Origin of the sequence: Plebeiibacterium sediminum (assembly GCF_026013605.1) — a bacterium.
Classification (GTDB): domain Bacteria; phylum Bacteroidota; class Bacteroidia; order Bacteroidales; family Marinilabiliaceae; genus Saccharicrinis; species Saccharicrinis sediminus.
This window is the reverse complement of the sequence record NZ_JAPDPJ010000001.1, coordinates 348,368-370,417: the sequence shown is the minus strand read 5'-3', so window position 1 is coordinate 370,417 and position 22,050 is coordinate 348,368. Positions and strand designations below refer to the sequence as shown.

The following is a 22,050-nucleotide window of genomic DNA, read 5'->3' as shown; positions in this document are numbered from 1 at the left end:
ACAAAAAAAGAACCATGAATAATTTATCAGACAGACAATTACTTAAGGAGCTAAAACAACGGCTAGAGGCTGGTAAAAATAGTGAAAAGGAAATTAAGGATTTAACACTTGAATTACAAAGTGTATCAAAAAAACTTAAAGATTCGGAAGCACTTAAAAGTCACTTTATTTCAAATATTTCCAATGAAATTGTAAATCCATTTACATCGATACTTGGATTATCAAAAGCGATATTATCGGTAGAAAAACACGATTGGAAAAAGGTGGTTTCTATGGTGGCATTAATCCATTCTGAAGCATTTAACCTTGATTTTCAGTTGAAGAATATTTTTGTTGCTGCAAAAATTGAAGCGGGTGAAATTGCACCAAATATTGCCAAAGTTAATATTAGAAGTTTGCTACAAACGGTAGTGGATTCATTTAATATTATCTCTAGAAAAATGGGTATTAGTTTTGATATTCAGTTTAATATTGAACATGGATTTGGTAAAAACTTTTATTTTAAGACTGATTCAGAGAAGTTAAAACTAATTTTAAGTAATCTTATTAACAATGCGCTAAAGTATAGTTATAAGGATAGTAAAGTAGTTATTTCTGTTTGGTTGGATGAAGATGATGTTCTTAAAATTTCAGTACAGGATTTTGGTACTGGTATTTCAGAAAAGAATCAGCAAACCATTTTTGAAAGATTTAAAAGATTAGATACTGGTATTAATTCAATTAATAGAGGACATGGTTTAGGATTATCAATAACCAAAGCTTTGTTAGATGTATTAAGCGGTGATATTGAAATTTCAAGCCAAAAAGGAGAGGGATCAACATTTACAATTAGTGTTCCTGAAGCTAAGAATATAGTTGATGGATTTAGTGGTGAAGGTAATGATATCTTCTTTGATGAAGAGGACGAGATTTTTTAATGGTGAATAAATGAGTCAATATTTACAACATTTTTTATATCCATCCTCTCTTTTTGTAAGCAAAGAACCCTTTCTGGTTAAAACTATTTTAGGTTCATGTGTTGCAATTTGTTTGTGGGACTCTCGGTTAAAAATAGGAGGGATAAATCATTATATGCTACCTCATTGGAGTGGTAATGATTTGGCTTCACCTAAATATGGAAATATTGCCATCGACAAATTGATTGATAAACTGCTTTTTCATGGTTCTAGAATTGAAGATTTGCAGGCTAAAATTTTTGGTGGTGGAGAGTTGATGCAAACAGGTGGTTCCAGAATTCAGATAGGAGAGCGTAATATTCGTGTTGCACGTATTATGCTAGAAGAAAGGAAGATTCCAATTGTTGCTTCAAGTACAGGAGGAAAAAGAGGTAGAAAAATTATCTTTTTTACGGATACTGGTGAAGTCAGGCATAAATTGCTTGATAAAAAAAATCTTTAAAGGAATATTTACATCTTTTATTTATTTGTATTGAATATTTTTATATTTAAGGTAGAAATAAAAGATTTATAGATAACCTTGTGCTATGCGGAATAATAAGTTACGGGTATTAGTTGTTGATGATTCAGCTGTTGTAAGACAAAGTCTTTCTTCAATATTGGGTTCCGATCCGGATATTGAAGTAATGGGAACAGCTGCTGACCCTATAATTGCGGTAAAGAAAATAATGAAAGAAGTTCCAGATGTTATAACTCTGGACATCGAAATGCCAAGAATGGATGGTCTTACGTTTCTTCGAAAGATCATGTCACAACATCCTATACCTGTAGTTATCATTTCGTCATTAACAACAGAGGGTACAGAAACTGCTATGAAAGCTCTTGAATATGGAGCTTCAGAAATCATTGGTAAGCCGGCAATGAATGCTGCTAAGTTTATTAATGAATCAAAAATTATGATTTGTGATGCTGTTAAAGCCGCATCGCAAGCAAAACTGTCAAGAAAAAAAATAGTCAATAAGGTCATACCTTCAACGCCTCCTCCAAAGTTAGAAGTCAAGCCTAAATATAGTGCTGATGTAATTTTACAAAGAGCATCTGCTTCAGACAGAATAACATTAACAGAAAAAGTTATTGTGCTTGGAGCTTCTACCGGTGGAACTGAAGCTATTCGGACCTTTCTAAGAAATTTACCTCCTAAAATGCCCGGTATTGCTATTGTGCAACATATGCCTGAAGGATTTACAAAATCCTTTGCAAATAGCTTAAATAATATCTGTGATTTGGAGGTAAAAGAAGCTGAAAATGGTGATAAGTTGTATCAGGGCCGTGTATTAATTGCTGCTGGTAATTACCATATGTTACTAAAAAGGGTGGGAAAAGAATACTTTGTGGAAGTAAAAGAAGGACCACTAGTTAACAGACACAGGCCATCTGTTGATGTATTATTCAGAAGTGCATCGAGATACGCAGGTAAAAATGCTATTGGTATTTTGTTAACTGGTATGGGCAATGATGGTGCTAAAGGACTTTTAGAACTAAAGGAGAGTGGAGCTAATACCATAGCTCAGGATGAACAAAGTTCTGTTGTTTATGGTATGCCAAAAGAAGCAGCAAAATTAGGCGCTGCCAACCATATTTTAAGTTTGGACCAAATTGCTCCATATTTAATAAAATCCCTATAAACACTAGGTTTTTATGATATGGTGATTAAAATGTCTTATCTTCACCAGGTTCTTAAAAAAGACTATTTACAAAAAATTTAAAAACTCAAAATTGTGAAAAAGGTAGAATTATCTAATATATTAAGGAAGTTTACTTTCAGAGGTTTTTTATTAGGTTTTATTGTTGCATTATTGGTTTTTCTTTTCAATCTGAATTCAAATGTTTTTATGCAATCTAATAGAACATTTGCAGATATGTTGATTCTGTTTCCAGGTATGTGGATTGTAATTGTTTTGCCTTTTATAACAACAGCCGTTGGATATTATTTTGCATTGAAATTTATAAAAATTATAAGAAAACAACGCAAATCTTTAAAATTTGAATCAAGACGTTCAGAAAGAGTTTTAAAATTTGTAAATAATCTACGCGAAGGTAATTTGAATAATACTGAATTGGTAACTGATAAAAGGGACCAATTGAGCAGGTCGTTATTAAAGTTACATGATTATTTGGTAAAAAGTAAAAAAGAACAAGAGCAAAATAGAATTGAGGAAGAACAGCGTACTTGGGTTACTCAAGGATTGGCTCAATTTGGTGAAATACTTAGACGTAACAATGATAATCTGGAAGAACTAGCTTTTAATATTATTAGTTATCAGGTTAATTACTTAAAAATTAATCAGGGAGGTTTCTATTTATTAAATAAAAATGCAAAAGGAGATAAGTTTTTTGAACTTACCTCTTGTATAGCATTTGATAGAAAGAAATTTGCAGATAAAGTTATACAATGGGAGGAAGGATTAATTGGTCGTTGTGCTTTGGAAAAAGATACAATCTACCTTACTGATGTTCCTAATGATTATATCACAATTACATCTGGTTTGGGAGAAACAAATCCTTCCGCTATTCTGATTGTTCCATTAAAAGCAAATGATGAAGTTTATGGAGTAATCGAATTGGCGTCTTTTAAAGAATTCCAGCCTTTTGAAATTGAATTTGTTGAAAAGACTGCAGAAAGTATAGCATCAACAATTTCAGCTGTTCAAATTAATATTCAAACAACTAAACTTCTTCACGAAACTCAAATTCAGGCTGAACGTATGTCGCAGCAAGAGGAAGAATTGCGCCAAAACCTTGAAGAAATGCAGGCTACACAAGAAGAATCTGACCGTAGAGCTGTAGAAATGAAGGGTATTTTAGAAGCGATTGATAACTCTGCAATCAGTTGCGAGTTTGGAGTTGATGGATCTTTAATTTCAGTCAATCAGCTGTTTTTAGAAACCTTTAAATATTTGCCTGAAGAAATCGAAGGACAAAATTTAAAGATTTTTACATTTCAGGAAGATGCAGATGATTTAAATAAGGTTTTATCCGACCTGCAAAATGGTAAAAACTTTAAAGGACGAGTAAGAAGAAGAACAAAACTTGGAGAAGAAATATTTTTACTTACCACTTATACCCCTGTAATTGATAATTACGGAGACATTGTTAAAATTTTGAGTCTTGAAAATGATGTAACAGATCAAGTACGTATGGAAGAGCAAATGCAACGTTCTAAAGACGAACTTGGAATTATGTTAGAGCAAGCCAGAGATGAGATGAAAGAGCAGTTTAAAGAAATAGAAGCTGTTAAAATCAGAAATGAAAAAACCTTAGAAGGCGCATTAGATGCAATCATCACAACAAATAAGGAAGGTATTCTTGAATTCTTTAATGCTGCTGCAGAAAAACTATGGGGTTATGAAAGATCTGAAGTGTTAGGTCAACATGTATCTATGCTGTTCTCAACAGAAACTGCTAAAAATGATCTTTTTGTTAAAGCTTACGTAAATACAGAAGAGCAAAAAGTTGTCGGAGAACGTAAAGAAGTTCCTATTAAGAATAAATTCGGAGATGATATAGCAGTTTTATTTTTACTTTCAGAGGCACAAGTTGGAGAAGATCAATCATTTACGGCATTCATTCAAAATGTTGAAGTAGAGTTATTCTAAAATTTAATTATTCTGTGGGGAGTTTAACATTTAAAACGTATTTAGAAGAGCTTAAAAAGCATACACCATACAATTTTTGTGAGTATTCAGATAATTCTATTCAAAGAAGAATAGAAAAGGTATTGAATGATCACAAAATAGATATGGAGGAGTTATTATATTTAACAAAGACTGATGAAGCATTTGTTGAAAATTTAGTAGACGAGATAACTGTAAATACTACTGAACTATTTCGTAATCCTGAAACTTGGGAATATTTATATTCAAAAATATTACCATCACTAAAAAGCAAAAATACGATTAATATATGGCATGCCGGGTGTTCAACAGGACAAGAAGTATATTCTAATTTAATTCTTTTGAATGAATTGGGCCTACTTGATAAGGCCAGGGTTGTTGCTTCAGATATCAATCAAAAAGTTATACGTAGTTCAAAAAAAGCAGAATATAGTATTAGTACTAATGTTACCTATATTGAAGCATATAAAGATTTAATGAAAAGAGTTAAACCTGATGCTAACGATTTTGAATACTACTGTGATATAGATAAAAACAATGATAGTTTTAAATTTAAGGATTTTCTTACGGAAAAAGTTATATTTCGCAGACATGACTTAGTAACAGAAGAAATTCCTTTTTATCAGAAGTTTGATATTATTTTTTGTAGAAATGTTTTGATTTATTTTAATCAGGATTTACAAATGAAAATAATAAAGAAGTTTTTTGATAAACTGTTTGATGGAGGTGTGCTTGTGTTAGGTAATCATGAAGCTTTACATGGTTTCTTTAAAACACGATTTATAAAACATGGAATGGTATATACAAAGAGTTCAACATTTCAATTTAAATATAAATAGAAAATGGCTGTTGTACCTTCATTAAACGATATAAGATTAATTACTCCGGTTTTAGAAGATATCTTAAAACTGGACGTGTATAATTATGCGCTATCTTTTTTACGACGTCGTTTTGCTTATGTATTTAATCAGCTTAATGTCAAGTCTGTTGATTCTTTTATTGAAGAAATTCGGAAAGGAAATTTAGTTGATGACTTTTTATTTCATTTTCAGGTAAGTGACACTGAAATGTTTCGGGATCCTTCCTTTTGGAGGACTTTAAAAAATAAAGTATTGCCCAGATATAATGCGGAAAATTTAAATATTTGGATTCCAGATTTAGCTTCTTCGCATGAGTTATGTTCTTTAGTTGTTATTCTTAAAGAAGATAACTTAATTGAATCAACTCAGATATATTGTAGTTCACCATCTTTAAAAATTATAGAAGAAGTACAAAAGGGGTGTATGTTAACAAAAACTTTGGAAGTAAGTAAGCAGAACTTTAAAAGGCTTGAATTGCAGACTTCTTTTGAAGATTATTTTGTTTCTGAAGTTGGAATAACAAAAATAGATTCTTCTTTGTTTAAGAATGTTAAGTTTATTAATAAAAGTTTTTTTCATCAAGGTCCTGAAGAAAATGCTGATATTGTTTTGTTTAGAAATAGAATGATATATTATAATTCGAAACTTCAGAATAAAGCGGAAGATGAGATATTAAAGTATATTAAAAAAGATGGCTTTTTAGCTATAGGAATAAAGGAACGAATTTGTAATAATAATGTGGATTTATGTCATGCATATGATCATAATGAACAAATTTATCAAGTTTGATAATATAAATGAGTACAAGTAGAGCAAAATATTATAAAGGTATTGTTATCGGTGGATCAGCTGGGAGCTTTTCTATTGTGTCAAAAATACTGGCTCATATTAAACCGGATTTTAAATATCCGATAATTGTATGTTTACATCGGCTGAAACATATTAGATCCGGACTATTAGAAGGATTAAATTTAAAATCAAATTTGCAGGTGGTTGAACCTTTTGATAAGGATTCTATTGAAGGTGGAAAAGTATATTTAGCACCATCTAATTATCATTTATTTGTTGAATATGATTCAACAATTTCATTATCAACAGAGGAGGTTAATAATCATAGTCGACCTTCTATTGATTATACATTTTCTTCTGCCGCAACAACTTATCGTGAAAAGATGGTTGGAATTATTTTGACTGGAGCAAATAGAGATGGTGCTATGGGGATGTTTGAAGTGCATAAAAAGAATGGATATACAATTGTTCAGGATCCTGTTACCTGTGATGTTGATACAATGCCTAAATCCGCACTACAGCTATTTACTCCTGATGAAGTATTATCGCCAGAAGGAATTATTGACTTTTTGAATAAACTTTAAAATGTCTGAAATGAAAAAGAAACCTGTATTTATACTCTATATTCTTGCTATTGCAGCCTTTGTTTTTGCATTATCCAAGTACCTTTTTATTGATGAACCAATATCTGCAAGTTTTCTGGTATTTGAAATCTTTTCATTTATTGGATTTATTGGAATCATTTATTTTACAGATAGACTAATAAGACAAAATATCAAGGATAAAGAAGATGCTGAACAAGATTTTAAACAATTAGAAAATGAATTACTTCAAAAAAATGAACATCTTAAAAAGACTATAGAAAACCTTAAAAATGAGCTGAATACAGATTCAAAAAGTTCAGATGAAATTGATATTATTAAAAACGATTTGAGCGAAGTTGTTGTAAATAATAATAGTATTAAAAGTTTAGGTACTGCATTATTAAATAAATTAGCCAAGCACTACGAAATAGGCCTAGGGGTATGTTATTTTAAGATAGAACCTTCAACAAAATTTAGCGTACAAGGTGTTTATGGTTTAAACCAAGATGAAGTACTTGGTGAAATAGATGAGAAAAGTGGTATAAGTGGTGAATGCATTACTAATAAAAATGCTACTTTAGTTAGTGATGTTGATGAAGATTATTTTAATATAGAATCATGTTCAGGTTCATCTAAGCCTAAACATTTGTATTTGTTACCAATTGTAGTTAACAATGAAACAGTAGGACTAATTGAGTTAGCTACTTTTAAGTTAGTTAATATTGAAAGGCACTGGAATATTATAAGTGAGGGTTTAAAGGAATTAAAAGTTTTATAATTTTTGAAATGCATATAAAGAAAATTGTTAAACATATTAAGAAGTATCTATCCTTTTCGTTTATAAACGAAGGGGACAGGTTCTTTATGTCATTATTTATAATACTGATTTATTTGTTTGTATGGTTTGGGTTTATTGACTTTATGGGTGAAAAAGTTTCAATGAATTCAATATTAAAAATTCATACATCTGTTTTAGTTTGGTTTGTAGATGTACTTATTATGGGTTTACCAATAACTGCATTGTATTTTTATAATTACAACCAAATCAATAAGCAAAATCTTAGTAAGGAGATTAATAATTTAAAGAATAATTTAAATTCAAATATTCAGATAGCGAATTACATTCGTCAGGGTGATTTTTCTTCTGTTTTTCAATATAAAAATGGGGATTCCTCGTCTTTAGTAAGTTTAGCAAAGAATTTGTTGGAAACAAATAAGAAAGAAGAAGAACAGAGATGGATTACCAAAGGGAAAGAATTAGTAAATGATATCCTGAGAACTCACAGGAATATTGATAAATTAGCTATTGAATTGTTAAAGGGTATTATTGGTTATTCAGAAGGAATACAGGGTGCCTTTTATATTCTTGAAAATAATAAATTAGTCAATATTGCTACCTATGCATATAACAGACAGCGTTTTATTCATCATGAATATGAGATTGGACGTGGGTTAGTAGGTCAGGTTGCTTTTGAAAAAGAAATGATTTACAGGACTGAAATTCCGGATGATTATTTTACAGTAACTTCTGGTATTTTAGGTGACAATAAACCCAAAAGTTTAATTATTCTTCCATTAATGCAGGAGGAAGAATTACAAGGTATAGTAGAGTTAGGTTTTCTTTATGATCATATTCCAACTTACAAATTGAACTTTGCCGAAGAGCTTAGTTCAATGATTGGTAGAACCATATACGCACAAAAAATTAATGCTAAAACAGAATATTTACTGAAGGAATCGCAGGAAATGACTGTTACTTTAAGGCAAAATGAAGAAAAACTTAAAGAAAATGCACGTGAGATGATGATAGCTCAGGAAGATTTAGAAAAATCAAATGAGTTATTAGAATCTAAAATTCAAGAGGTAGAAAATGGCCAGAAACGATTAGTTGCCTTATTAACCAATGCCTCTGAATTTATTTCTATTTACGATGAAAATCAAAGATTGGTTTTCGAAAGTCCATCCGTTAAACGAATTTTAGGATATAGTGATAAAGATCATGTAATAGGAATGGATCCTGAAATGATGACCCCACGAGGTTATAAAGCAATTAATAATTTATTTTCTTACTTAAAGCAAACGCCTGGAGGTGAGAGTGTAGCACAATATGCTTATTTAAAAAAGAACGGAGAAAAGTTATTTCTTGAAACACAGGGTAAAAACCTGCTTCATGATCCGGCAATTAAAGGTATCATCTTTAATACTCAGGATATAACAGAAAGAATCAGAGCAGAAAAAGAAGAAAGGATGAAGAGTAGAATGCAATCACTTTCTGAAAATTCTCCGGATATGATTCTTCGCATCAATACATCAGGAAAAATTGTATATGCTAACCCTGCCGTAGCAGGATTTATTGGATTGCCAATTAATGAAATTACTAAAAAACGTATTTCTGAATTGTATATAGATGAAAGATTTATTGAGTTTGTTAATGATGTTTTATTAAAAGTTAAAAGGGAAACAACCCAAATAAACGAAGAGATTGAACTCAATTCTAGTGTGGGTACTCAAATAATGCAAATAAAGGCAATCCCTGAACTTAATGAGGAAAAACTTCTTGAATCAGTCTTATTTGTTGCGCATGACATGACTGAAGTCAAAAAGATTGAGCAAGAAATAAAAGAAAAGAATAAGAAGATTTCTGATAGTATTAATTATGCTCAGAGAATTCAAACTTCTATTTTACCAGATACCAATTTTATTCAACGTCATTTTCCAAGGTCATTTATATTTTACCGACCAAAAGATGTTGTTAGTGGAGATTTTCCATGGTTTGTCAAAAAAGATGAAACTTTTTATGTGGCAGCCGTAGATTGTACAGGTCATGGTGTGCCAGGAGCGCTATTATCATTTATAGGATACTTTTTATTAAATAATATCGTTAATATTGATAATGGTTTTGATGCTGCAAACATTTTAGAGTTATTACATCAGGGAGTACGTACAACGTTAAAACAGAACGATGAAGGTAATAATGGTAGAGATGGAATGGACCTTGCATTGTGTAAAATAGATAAAGAAAAAAAGATAATACAATTTGCAGGTGCCCATAATCCATTATATTTGCTACGAAAAGGTGAATTAATAGAGTATAAGGGTTCCCGAAAAGGTATTGGAGGAAAACCTCTTCTTAAAAAGAAAGAAAAGGATTTTGAAAATCATGAAATACCTTATGAGGATGGAGATAAAATCTTTATATTCTCAGATGGTCTTCCCGATCAGTTGGGAGGCGAGAATAGAAGGAAATATCAAACCAAGCGAATTAAAGAAGCATTGGTTGAAAGTCCTGACTTGACAATGGCACATTTTGCCCGTCATTTTTCATCTGATTTTTATGATTGGATGGGAGATCAAAAGCAAGTTGATGATGTTTTATTAATCGGTATTGAATTGTAAAGTATACAAACTAAATATTTAATTACAATGGGAAATTCTCAAGAGAATCATAGTTTTCTGGATTTTGCTTATCAGCTTTATCGAACTATGAAAACCAATGAAATTAGCTTGGTGTACGAAGGAGAAGTAACACAGGAAATAACTAAAACTTTTACTTCATTAACTGAGAAAAGTTTAGCCAAAAGTGAAGAATCAAATGCTGTTCAGCGTAAGGTTTTTAACGTAATGGTTGAATGTTTACAGAATATTAGCAAACACGCAGATTCTCTTTCAGATGAAGATGAAAACGAGAGAAGGGGAATTGTAATGGTAAGCCGTGGTGATGATTGTTATAATATCATTACTGGTAATGTAATTAAAAATGAAAAAGTTCCTGGTTTAAGAGAGAATCTTGAGCAAGTAAACTCTTTAGATAAAAAGGGACTATCTGAATTGTATAAAACACAAATGCGTGATGGACGTATTTCTGATAAAGGTGGTGCTGGTTTAGGACTTATTGATATTGCAAAGAAAACAGGAAGTGAATTGACTTATCAATTCAAAAAAATTAGTGATGAAGTTTCATTCTTTATCCTGACATCAACAATTAGACGAAATAATTAAAAAAACTATTAAAATATAAAGAATCATGGAAGTTATCAATATTCAGGGAACAGATGATACTCCTAATGTAATTTTAGATAAAGACAACAATAAGTTCGAGATTTCTGGGAGATCATTACCGGAAGATGTTAATATGTTTTATGAGCCAATAATGAATTGGATCGATGGTTACTCTGAGGCTCCTAACGAAAAAACAGAATTTAATTTTAAGTTAGAATACTTTAATACTGCATCTTCTAAAATTATTTTGGATATTTTATTAAAATTTGAAGAAATAGTAGAGAATGGTAACGATGTCACCATTAAATGGCATTATCATGAGGAGGAGGAAGATATGCTGGAAGCTGGTGAAGAATATGCTGACATTGTAGAAATCCCATTTGAATACGAAGCTTATACTGACTAAAGTATAATTTATTGCAAATAACATCTTATGAGTGAAGAAATATTAAAAGCACTGATGCAATTGTTTGGTTTAATTGCCAAACAAGATGATGGAGTGCAAGAAAGTGAAATAGAATTTGTTAAAAACTTTTTAACGCAGCAGCTAACATCTGAAGCTGTAGATGAATATTTTGCTTTATTTCAGAGGCATTCAAAAGATAAAAGAAGCAATGGAAATAATGATGGTAAGGTTCAGCTTACCTCAATGAAAGATTCTGTTAGAATAATCGGAATCTGTAAAAAAATTAACAAACAGCTTAATAAAGAGCAAAAGGTTGTTGTATTGGTTCGTATGTACGAATTGGTGAATGCCGATCGTAAATTTACCGATCAGCGAATGGCTATCATTAATACTGCCGCAGATGTTTTTAAATTTTCTGCAGATGAAAAGAAAAGTATTGAAGCCTTTGTTGTTAGCGATGACCTTAAAAAGCTTGATTATGAAAATGTTTTAGCCATAAATTCAGAGGAAAATGATGGTGAACATCGTGAACATATTCAGGCACAGAAGTTACACGGTAATATTTTAATTTTAAGAGTTAAAAGTGCCGATTTATATTTTTTAAGATATACTGGAGATCAGGATGTCTTTTTAAATGGTTTGTTATTATCAAACCGAAGAATTTATCTTTTTCCTAAAGGTAGTTTTTTAAAGTTACCAGCCAGGGCACCAATTTATTATACTGATGTAGTAAGTCGTTTTATGACGGATGCATCTACACCTAAGATTTCATATGTAGTTGAAAACTTAGGTTTTCAGTTTAAAAATGGAGGAATTGGTTTAAGAGATGTAAATTTAGCTGAAGAACATGGCCGATTGGTTGGTATTATGGGTGCCAGTGGTGCTGGTAAAACTACCTTGTTAAATGTTTTATCAGGTACTGAAAATCCGAGTGCTGGTGAGGTTCGGATTAATGGTATTAATTTACATCAGGAAAGAGAGAAGATAGAAGGTGTAATTGGTTTAATTCCTCAGGACGATTTGTTGATTGAGGAATTAACAGTATTTGAAAACCTTTATTATAATGCCAAGCTTTGTTTTAAAGACAAAAATGAAGAAGAATTAACGCAATTGGTTAATGATACTTTACAAAGTCTTGGTTTATTTGAAAGAAGGAATCTTAAAGTAGGTTCTCCACTAAATAAAATGATTAGTGGTGGACAACGTAAAAGACTAAATATTGCTTTAGAGCTTATCAGAGAGCCTTCAATATTATTTGTTGATGAACCAACATCAGGTCTTTCTTCCAGAGATTCTGAAAATGTTATGAATCTTCTTAGAGAATTAACATTAAAAGGAAAATTAATTTTTGTTGTAATTCATCAACCTTCATCAGATATCTATAAGATGTTTGATAAAATGTTTATTCTTGATACAGGAGGTTATCCGGTTTATTATGGAAATCCAAGTGAGTCATTAATCTACTTTAAACGTCTAGATGCTCAAATTAATAGTGAGCAAGGAGAATGTCCGCAATGTGGTAACCTTAATCCTGAATTAGTTTTTAATATTATCGATGCTAATGTAATTGATGAATATGGAAATTATACTAATAAAAGGAAAACCAGTCCAAAGGAGTGGAATGAACACTATGTAAACAACATTGAGATTCCAAAGGTTAAAGATGTTGAGACAGCACCTCCTAGATCATTAAATATTCCTGCCTGGATTAATCAGTTTAAGATTTATACATTAAGAGATTTCTTTTCAAAGATATCGAATACTCAGTATATTTTATTAAATATTTTGGAGGCTCCGATATTAGGACTCATTCTATCTTTCTTAATAAGATATATTGTTAATCCGGATTCAAATGTTTACATCTTTAGAGATAATGAAAACATTCCTCCATATATCTTTATGGGTATTGTAGTTGCTCTATTTTTTGGATTGATTGTTAGTGCAGAGGAAATATTTAAAGATGCTAAAATTCTTAAGCGGGAAGCCTTTTTAAATCTTTCAAGATCGAGTTATCTTGTTTCCAAGGTTCTTATTCTGTTTACCATTTCAGCTATACAAATGGGATTATTTGTAGGTGTTGCTAATACGGTTTTAGGAATCAAGGATATGTATCTGGAATTTTGGTTGGCCTTATTCTCAGTTTCAGCTTTTGCTAATATCTTAGGATTAATTTTATCCGCATCCTTTAATTCAATTGTAACTATTTACATTTTAATACCATTGGTAATGATTCCTCAAATGGTTTTAGGTGGTGCAATGTTTACTTTTGACAAGTTAAACAGGGATATTTCTAGTGCAGATAAAGTGCCTTTTATAGCAGAATTTATGCCATCCAGATGGATATATGAGGGCTTAATGGTTGACCAGTATAAGAATAATAAGTTTAGGAAGGTGTTTTTTGACGTGGAACAGGAAGAAAGTTCTACAGATTTTAAAGTCGTTTTTTACATACAGGAATTACAAGATATTCTGGATAATTGTAATAAATATTTATCAAAAGCAGATAAAACCGAAGACGATAAAGAAAGTTTTATTAATGATTTAGCTTTATTAAAAAATGAAGTTAATAAAGAAAATAATAGGGTTAAGGATATTAACTTTTCAAGTTTAGATAAATTGGAAGCTGATAGTTTTAATTCTTCAGTATATAGTGAGTTGAATACCTATTTAGAGGAGCTAAAAGAATCTTATTCTAATAGATTTGTTGCAGCCTCAAATAAAAAGGAAAAGATGATAAATTACGCTATGTCAACTTATGGAAGAGATAAATTTAATGCCTTAAAAGATAAGTATGTAAACGAAAGTATATCTGATATTGTTTGTAAAGTATTTGAAAAAAATAAGATTTTAAGAGAAGGAGATAAACTGATACAAAATGTAGATCCAATATATCTGCTGCCGGAACCATCTTTTGCTTTAGACTTTAGATCTCACTTTTTTGCACCTAAAAAGCATTTTGCAGGAAATTACTTCGAAACTTTATGGTTTAATATTTCAATGGTATGGCTATTTACCATATTATTATATATTGTACTTTATTATGATTTATTACGTAAATCATTCAAGGCCTTTAGTGAATTTAAATACCTTAAAAAGTAACCTTTTTATGAGGTTTACAGTATAACCTAATTATTTTGAAAATTTAAAATAAACCTATCATGTTAAAGAAATTATTGTATACTACGGCTATATTAAGTGGAATACTAATTATGTTTTCTGCTTGTTCTGGTAATTCAGGACAAAAACAAGCTGATTCAGATGATTTTTCAATTGCTGATTCTGCATTAACAAATGATGCACCATTAGAATTGTCGGAAGAAATTATTGGGGACGTGATTCAAAATATCTCATCACCAGTTGAAATGGCAGCTTTAATCAAAAAATCAGGAGTAGAATTTTCTCAAAAAATATTGAATAAGCCTGAAAAAATTAAGGATTATAATACAAGTTTTAAAAGAGCATTAAACTTAGGTGTATTAAGTGCTGACTTAGGTTACATTAATACTTTTGATAAAAACACAATTGTAGTTTCTTATCTTTTGGCTATTAAAGAACTTTCAGAAGGTATTAAAGTTGGTCAGTTTTTTGATTTTAATTCTTTAAAACAGCTAGCTACAAATAGTAATAATCTTGATTCATTAATGGAAATATCTGTTAATAGTTTTAATAAGATGGATTCATATTTAAGAGAGCAAAAGAGAAGTAATGTAAGTACTCTTATTGTTACCGGAGCATGGATTGAAGGTTTATATATTGCAGGTAGTGTAATTCAGGCTACAAAAAATGAAGAATTAATTAATAGAATTGGTGAGCAAAAAGATATAATTGATATTTTATTAATAATCTTAAATAATTACAGTAACGATCCAAACTTTGCTGAAATGGTAACCCGTATGGAGCAGATTAAGCAAGCTTATGCTAATGTTAAAATTACTACAGAATTTGGGGAGCCTAAGAGAATTGAAAAAAATGGTACTTTAATCATTGTTCAAGATGAAATTAGCCATGTTGAAATTACTCAAGAACAAATTGATTCAATAGTTGCTGAAATCAAAAATCTTAGAGATTTTATTGTATCATAGATAATTTCAATTAATAAATTATCTTTGTTTACAGTTTTATTAAGAAATAAAATTTTATGAATATGAAGAAGGTCTTAATATTATCAATATTGTTCATTTCAATATTTGCGGTTAAAGGTCATGCACAGTGTGGTGATGATTTATTAAAGCAAGCTTTAAAGGAAATGGGTGATACACAATACATGAAAGATTTTACAATTGATCTTAAGCAAGAAAAGAAAGATACCAAAACTGGATATGTAAAGTTTAGTGTAATTTTGAATAGCCGAAGTCAATATAAATTTAATTCAGTTAATGGATTAGGTAATCCAGAAAAAGTTATCATGCAACTTTATGATGGAGATAAATTGTTAGTAAGTAATTTTGAAGGAGGAAAAATGTATAGCGCATTTGAATTCCTTTGCTTAAAAACAAAAGTTTATAGTTTAGTCTTTTCTTTTAAAGGTGGTGCAGAAGGATGTGCAAAAGGTGTAATGTCACTTGTTAAGCAATATTCTGCAGCTGAGATTAGTTCAATGTAAGTAATAACAAACTAATTATATAAAGAAAAAGCGGTGTTTTTGTCACCGCTTTTTTTATATCTGTACCCAGGATTTGGTTTCACTCGATTTAAATAAGGCATCAATGACTTTCATGTTATTGATAGCATCTTTTACTTCTGTATTTTCAGTTTCATTTTCTATGATTTTACTACAAAAGTTCTCGAACATTAGTCCATATTGATCACAGACATTAAATTCTACGTCTCTCGAACCCTGTGCAGTGGAAATAGTTATTTTAGACTTAGTATCTACATAAGTATTGAAAGGAATGTGTATGTTAATAATTCCATCTGTAGCAACTATTTCAACGGATTGATTAGCTTCTGTAAGCGTAGAAACTGTAAATAAAGAATGAATACCATTAAAATCTAAAATTGCTGTTGATAATGTATCTGTTTTAAAACTTTCATGATGTTGCATTAATGCCATAACTTGTGATGGTTCTTGTTGTAAAATGTATCGGGAAAGTGATATAGCGTAACATCCAATATCCATAATTGCTCCACCACCAAACTCCTTAATATTTCTAATATTGTTTGGATTTGGGTTGTTATAAGCAAATGAAGTTCTAATATATTTAACTTGTCCTAATTGGTTTGTTCTTATTAAATTTAAAGCATGAATCCATTGTGGATGGAATTTATACATAAATGCCTCCTGTAGCAATACTTTATTGTTATTTGCATACGTTAAAGCTTGTTTTGCTTCATCTTCGTTTAGAGTTATAGGTTTTTCACATATAATATGTTTTCCTTTTAGAGCAGCTTCTTTTATCCATTTTAGATGTAAATGGTTTGGTAAAGGAATATATACTGCATTTATTACCGGATCATTTAATAAGGCTTCGTATGAGCCGTAGAATTTTGGAATATTAAATTTTTTAGCAAATTGAGCTGCGTTATCTTCATTTCTTGAAGCAATAGCGTATATGCAACCATTGCTAATGTTATTTAATGGTAAAATAATGCGTTTTAAAAGATGATTAGAAACACCGAGTACTCCAATATTAATTTTCTTCATAACTATTTATTTTACTATTCTATTCGATAATTATAGAGGTAATTGTTATCACCCCCAACAATAAGATTAAATTGACTACTTGTTGAACTTAGAAAACCTATACTAAACCGAGACTTTCCTTTTAAAGGAAAGTTTTTGTATAAATTTCCGTTGCTGTTAAAAAGATATATTTTTTGATTTTTCTCGTCATAAATCCCTATTTTTTTATTGGCTGATGAGAAGTAGTAAATATCAGCCACAAGGGAAATATTGCCTTCAACTTCTTCAGAAAATATTTTATTACCTTTATTTGTGTATAAATTGAGGTGATCGTGTGTTAGAATTAAAAGCTCATTCTCTGGATTATTTGTTACGTCACTTGAAATAAAGTAATGCTCTTCATCTGTATTTTTTAATTTAATTTGAGATGTTTCTCCATTTTCTAAATTAATTAGTCTTGCATTACCCATTTTATCTGATGTAATTATGGAGTTATTATTAAATTCATAAAACAGACTATTTTTATTTCGAATAAAGTCATTTTTAATGGTTACTCTGGTATTACCTTTTCTGTTAAGTATATAATTTCTCTTGTCATCAGAAAATACTATGTAATCTTTATTATTAATTCTAAAATGTTGTATAGGATTATTCACTATACCTTCTGTTTGTGAGGCTTTCCACCCTTTTATTTGTTTACCGCTTTTATCGTATACATAAGTTTCCTTATTATTACACGCAACAAAAATTCTGTAATTTCTATTGTTGTCGTAATCAAACAAAGCCAGGCCATTTGTAGCCTCATGACTAAAGTTTATTGGATATTTTTCAACATAATTCCCATTTCTATCTAATAAGTATATTCTTTCCTTTGTATTAAATAGATACTGCAATTTATTGTTTTGATAATAATCAATTTGATATATTTCGCTTAGTATTGGATTGTCAAGCTTTTTTTGCCACAAAATTTTGCCGTTGTTAGCTATCAGATATAAAATATTGGATTTATCCTGAACTAATATTTCTTTTTCTTTAGTGTTATGGTTAAGCACTATACTGGGTTTGGAAAAAATTGTGCTGTCTAAACCGCTTTGCCATACAGTTCTCGGTTCATTTTCTCTAACAGGTAAATATTCAACACAAGTATTAGTATATAGTAATTGATTTGCATTTGATACTTGAATTCCTATCCCATAAAATTTCGATAGTGCATCTTTTTGTTCCTTGTTTGGATTAAGAATACTATTGGAAGATTCATTAGGTATAATCAATGATATTTTTGATAAATCACAATACATAAACAGGTTTTCCTTGTAAGAAAAGTTTTCATTAAACTGTTGATAATATTTACTGTGATACAATGTTTTTTTTAGTTCAAAGGAATATATAATTGACTTAAGTGAATTAATACTATTTGAAAATACAAGATAGTTGTCAATAAAAGTGAAGAACTTAGATGGTGGGTCAGGAACAAATTGATTAAATATATATGATATGCCCTCAAGACCTTTTGCATTATATATCGGAAAAGCAGTTTCAGTGTCCAGATTATATTTGTAAACTGGTTCAATTGAAGAATCTATAATGTTACCAAGAGATTTTAGTGTTTTTGATTTACTTATTGTTTCAATAATTAGATATTTACCTTCATCCTGAATTGATGTATTATTGGGTGTAAAAACCAAGGCAAATTCATCTTCAACAAAATTAAAAACTGTTCTTAGATATTCTTCTGTTTCTAATATATTAGAGTAGGAGTGCAGTTTGTCATTAAATGAGGATATATTACCTGTAGCATTTAGATATGCATCTAAATTGTTTTGTAAAATATCACTGTCATCAATATTATAACTAAGATAAAAAGTTGAATTTGAAGGAATGCATTTGCTTATTCTTGACGTAGAAGGATTCATTCCTTTTAGTAAAATGCTTAATTTTTCATGATTCTTAGAAGGGTATATAAAACCATTTATACTTATGATGTCGCTACTAAGATTAATATCCAGTTCTCCCCAATCTCCAATTTTATTAATAAAAGAGAGCGAATTACCAATGTCATGTTTTAATAAATTATTTAACAAGTCACTGGAGTTTTTAAAATTGATAAATAAATTAATATCACTATTGTCTCCAGCAGTTTTAAATAGTTGATCAAAAGTTTTTTCTTTTTCTAATGAATACTCAGTATCAAGTTGTCTGAGCGATTTTTCAATTATTAAAGAAGAGGGGCTGATAAGTAATAAACCATTCTCAAAAGATAAATATGTTTCAAAGAGCTCTTTATTATCTCTTATTTTATAAATAAAGTTTGAGTTATATTTTCGTTCTGATATGCTCCAATCAGAAGGTTTGTTTTCTGTTAGTAACGAACTAAGGAGTTTATTTTCAGCTTTATTATTAACTTCATAAATAAATAAAGGACTAAGTGTACTTTTCCCCTCTTGATGCAGTGAAATAGTTAATGATTTGTTTTTTAGGTTATTGAAAGCCTTGTTGTTATATACTTCAGAACTGTCTAATTTACTGATTGTACTGAAAAAGGAATTAAACCATTCAAAGCTCTTCAAGTCACTACTATATTCTGTTTTTTCTTGAATAAACTCAATGATATTATTAGGATTATCAACTCTAAAGATAAACGAAACATCTGTTGGGATCCCTTTTATTGCATTGTTGTTTTTATAGTTTTTGTAATCGTGTAAAAAAAAGTATGCGTATAGTAACACACCACCTAAAATGACACAAGCAGAAATAGTAATAATCCGTTTAAGCATGTAATTTTTAACTTTGGTTTCTCACAAAAATAGTCCGCTTAAATGTAAAATAAAAATGTGTTATGTTATCTGACAATCATAATTTTAGTGGCAAGAGATTTTTCTCCGTATTCATTTGTTGAAAAAACTAAGTAAACACCACTAGACACTTTGTTATTATTTAAGTTACGACCATTCCATACAACTTGCCCGCCAGTAGATATTGCCTGATATACAAGCTTACCACTAATGTCGGTAATTAAGGTTGTTGTGTTTTCTATTAAACCAGATATTGTTATTTCACCATCATATCCTGGTTTTACCGGATTTGGGAAAACCAATACAGAATTATAATTTTCTTTACCTTCTGTTGCTGTGCCTATGAATGAAACAATACCTTTATCTGTACCGAAAAACACTTCGCCACTTTCTGGGTTAATTGTAATACTATTGATGATATTTGATATGAGTGGACTATTTTCTTTGGTGAAATGATGGATCGTTTCAGTTCCATCTTCAGATATTAAATAAACACCATTTTGTGTTCCAAACCATTTTCTGTTTGCTCCATCAACCTCAATAGTTGCGATATTTTCATTTTCAAGTAGGTAGTCAGCAAGTCCACTACCATCATTTCTCGGTACAAGAATTTTTGAAACCTGTGGATAATCTTCTTCAAAAACAGTCTGAGGTCTGTAATAAACAAGAGGTCCTTCATCAGACCCAATCCATATATAACCATTTTTATCTTCTGCCAAACATTGTAGTCGTGATGTAATGCTGTTACCATCTTCATCCCATAAACTAATAACAGAATTTCGGGAATCATTAAAGCTCGCTGTTGTTCTTGGGCTTCTATAAATATCGTCTTCAGGATTATAAGGTGTACCATTAGTATTCATAATAAATAAACCAAAGGCCTGATCAGTGGTTGTACACCAAATATCACCCCAGCTTGTATAAATCATTTTTCTAATCCAAAACTGGTCACCTGGATTGTCATAAGGTAAATAATTGTATTGTATCCATGATTCCTTGTCATCGGTTACACCCACAGGTTTAACTACGATAGGATAAGTTACTTCCTGGTTGTTTGCATATAGGTTACCATCATTATCAAGTACTATTGAGGCAACAAGTTCCCAGATATATACTTTTTGTAAACCACTATTTTGGTCATTGTACTGATAAACAGCTTTATCATCTTCTAGTTCTAAAATTCCGTTATTATAACTTGCTAAATAGACATGCGATTCATTATTAGGATCAATTACAATATCCGTAATGTTGTTGTAATTTTGAAATAAAGGATCTGTTGAAGAATTTAAATGTTTCCATTCATGATCTCTAAAAATAGAAACCTCTGCAGGAATTCGTCGTGTTTGGTTATAATCACCAGTGGTTGTCCAGAGAGCATTAGCAGTGGTAATTATTTTAAAGCTTCTGTTGGAGTAAGGACCATCAGGCACTATTTGTAAATCAAAAGGTTCTCCAATTTTAATTAATCCATTGTTCTTATCACCAACCCATTCTATTTCATCATCAATTAAAATACAAGTATAAGCAATACTTAACTTTTTATCCTCAATCTGGTATTCTGATATTGTGCTTTGATGTATTAGATTGTTGTAGTATAATTCAATTTCGTTATTAAGTACTATGGCAAAGTTATTTGTGAATGATTGCAGTTTAATAAAATTACTTGCAGAGTTTATAATATTCCAGTTATTGTTTGAGTATGCGTAAGTTTGATAGGTATTTGTGTGTTTAGTAGTTATTATCATATCATTTACAGAAATTACTCCACTGAATTCACTATGATCTTCAGATGTGTATTCCCAGGTTTCATAATATGCTAACGAAGTACTATTTAAAGGTGCTTTTCTTAAACCTTCTTTAGTCGCTGCAAAAATTGAATCGGATGTATGAGCTATCTGATTAACAGTTAGTGGGGAAGCATTATCGCCTATGTAATAAAAATCAGATATTTCTAATTTATTGTAATCCACAACTAAAATCCCAAAATCAGTAGCACAATATGCCTGATTGTTTATAAAATCAACATTGTTTATTTTTTTGCTGTTTGATATTGATTTAATTTTTAATTCAGGGATATTATTGATATTCCCATTTTCTAAAATATCAATATTTCCATTTTCATATCCTATAAAAAGTTTGGATGAATTTGGTATTCTTTTAATTGTTGAAATACCGATATCACTTAAACCATTAATTTTTGTATGCTTTTGTATTATAAAGTCATTTGTATCATATGTAAAAATTCCAATATCACTAGCTGCATATATAATATGATCTATTTTTTCAATATTCTGAACATTTGAAAAGCTTAAATACTCCTGCCAATCTCCGATGGAGGCTTGAGTAAATGTTTTAGTTGGAAGTATTATAGCTAAACAAAAAATAAAAATATATTTCATATAAGAGGTAATTGATTGATATTAGAAA

The 22,050-nt window shown here is 30.2% G+C and carries 17 protein-coding genes; 14 read left to right on the top strand and 3 right to left on the bottom strand.

The window, feature by feature from the left end; genetic code table 11:
* Window positions 1–14 precede the first annotated feature (14 nt).
* From OM075_RS01580 to OM075_RS01515, 14 genes are all read left to right on the top strand, one after another.
* Complete coding sequence (locus OM075_RS01580) at window positions 15–917, top strand: sensor histidine kinase (RefSeq protein ID WP_301188705.1); 903 nt, start codon at window positions 15–17, stop codon at window positions 915–917.
* Between the two features lie 10 nt (window positions 918–927).
* Window positions 928–1,398 carry a chemotaxis protein CheD gene (locus OM075_RS01575; protein WP_301188704.1) on the top strand — a complete coding sequence of 157 codons (471 nt, stop codon included), beginning with the start codon at window positions 928–930 and terminating at the stop codon, window positions 1,396–1,398.
* An 85-nt stretch (window positions 1,399–1,483) separates the two neighbouring features.
* Window positions 1,484–2,581, top strand: coding sequence for a protein-glutamate methylesterase/protein-glutamine glutaminase (locus OM075_RS01570; protein WP_301188703.1), 1,098 nt, complete (start codon window positions 1,484–1,486; stop codon window positions 2,579–2,581).
* A 93-nt stretch (window positions 2,582–2,674) separates the two neighbouring features.
* Window positions 2,675–4,552: a PAS domain S-box protein gene (locus tag OM075_RS01565; RefSeq protein WP_301188702.1), complete on the top strand. Its 1,878-nt coding sequence runs from the start codon at window positions 2,675–2,677 to the stop codon at window positions 4,550–4,552.
* Between the two features lie 14 nt (window positions 4,553–4,566).
* A complete protein-coding gene (locus OM075_RS01560; protein ID WP_301188701.1) occupies window positions 4,567–5,409 on the top strand; it encodes a CheR family methyltransferase in 843 nt (280 codons plus the stop codon).
* A 3-nt stretch (window positions 5,410–5,412) separates the two neighbouring features.
* The gene (locus OM075_RS01555) at window positions 5,413–6,219 is read left to right on the top strand and encodes a CheR family methyltransferase (RefSeq protein WP_301188700.1); all 807 of its coding nucleotides are present in this window, start codon (window positions 5,413–5,415) and stop codon (window positions 6,217–6,219) included.
* Between the two features lie 8 nt (window positions 6,220–6,227).
* Window positions 6,228–6,803 (top strand): chemotaxis protein CheB, encoded by a 576-nt coding sequence (locus OM075_RS01550; RefSeq protein ID WP_301188699.1) that lies wholly within the window; start codon window positions 6,228–6,230, stop codon window positions 6,801–6,803.
* Window positions 6,804–6,813: 10 nt separating this feature from the next.
* Window positions 6,814–7,581, top strand: a complete 768-nt coding sequence (locus OM075_RS01545; protein ID WP_301188698.1) for a GAF domain-containing protein — start codon at window positions 6,814–6,816, stop codon at window positions 7,579–7,581.
* An 8-nt stretch (window positions 7,582–7,589) separates the two neighbouring features.
* Window positions 7,590–10,199, top strand: coding sequence for a PAS domain S-box protein (locus tag OM075_RS01540; protein WP_301188697.1), 2,610 nt, complete (start codon window positions 7,590–7,592; stop codon window positions 10,197–10,199).
* Between the two features lie 27 nt (window positions 10,200–10,226).
* Entirely contained in the window at window positions 10,227–10,802 is a 576-nt protein-coding gene (locus tag OM075_RS01535) for a SiaB family protein kinase (protein WP_301188696.1), read from the top strand.
* 25 nt (window positions 10,803–10,827) lie between these two features.
* A complete protein-coding gene (locus OM075_RS01530) occupies window positions 10,828–11,208 on the top strand; it encodes a DUF1987 domain-containing protein (RefSeq protein WP_301188695.1) in 381 nt (126 codons plus the stop codon).
* A 27-nt stretch (window positions 11,209–11,235) separates the two neighbouring features.
* The gene (locus tag OM075_RS01525) at window positions 11,236–14,307 is read left to right on the top strand and encodes an ATP-binding cassette domain-containing protein (RefSeq protein WP_301188694.1); all 3,072 of its coding nucleotides are present in this window, start codon (window positions 11,236–11,238) and stop codon (window positions 14,305–14,307) included.
* 59 nt (window positions 14,308–14,366) lie between these two features.
* Window positions 14,367–15,290, top strand: coding sequence for a hypothetical protein (locus OM075_RS01520; RefSeq protein WP_301188693.1), 924 nt, complete (start codon window positions 14,367–14,369; stop codon window positions 15,288–15,290).
* A gap of 62 nt (window positions 15,291–15,352) precedes the next feature.
* On the top strand, window positions 15,353–15,811 hold the full coding sequence (locus OM075_RS01515; protein WP_301188692.1) for a hypothetical protein: 459 nt from the start codon (window positions 15,353–15,355) through the stop codon (window positions 15,809–15,811).
* 54 nt (window positions 15,812–15,865) lie between these two features.
* Here OM075_RS01515 and OM075_RS01510 read toward each other — a convergent pair whose 3' ends face one another.
* The 3 genes from OM075_RS01510 to porZ form a co-directional block, all read right to left on the bottom strand.
* A complete protein-coding gene (locus OM075_RS01510; RefSeq protein ID WP_301188691.1) occupies window positions 15,866–16,852 on the bottom strand; it encodes a Gfo/Idh/MocA family protein in 987 nt (328 codons plus the stop codon).
* A gap of 14 nt (window positions 16,853–16,866) precedes the next feature.
* Complete coding sequence (locus OM075_RS01505; protein ID WP_301188690.1) at window positions 16,867–19,605, bottom strand: hypothetical protein; 2,739 nt, start codon at window positions 19,603–19,605, stop codon at window positions 16,867–16,869.
* 65 nt (window positions 19,606–19,670) lie between these two features.
* Window positions 19,671–22,022 carry a type IX secretion system anionic LPS delivery protein PorZ gene (gene porZ / locus OM075_RS01500; RefSeq protein ID WP_301188689.1) on the bottom strand — a complete coding sequence of 784 codons (2,352 nt, stop codon included), beginning with the start codon at window positions 22,020–22,022 and terminating at the stop codon, window positions 19,671–19,673.
* Window positions 22,023–22,050 lie beyond the last annotated feature (28 nt).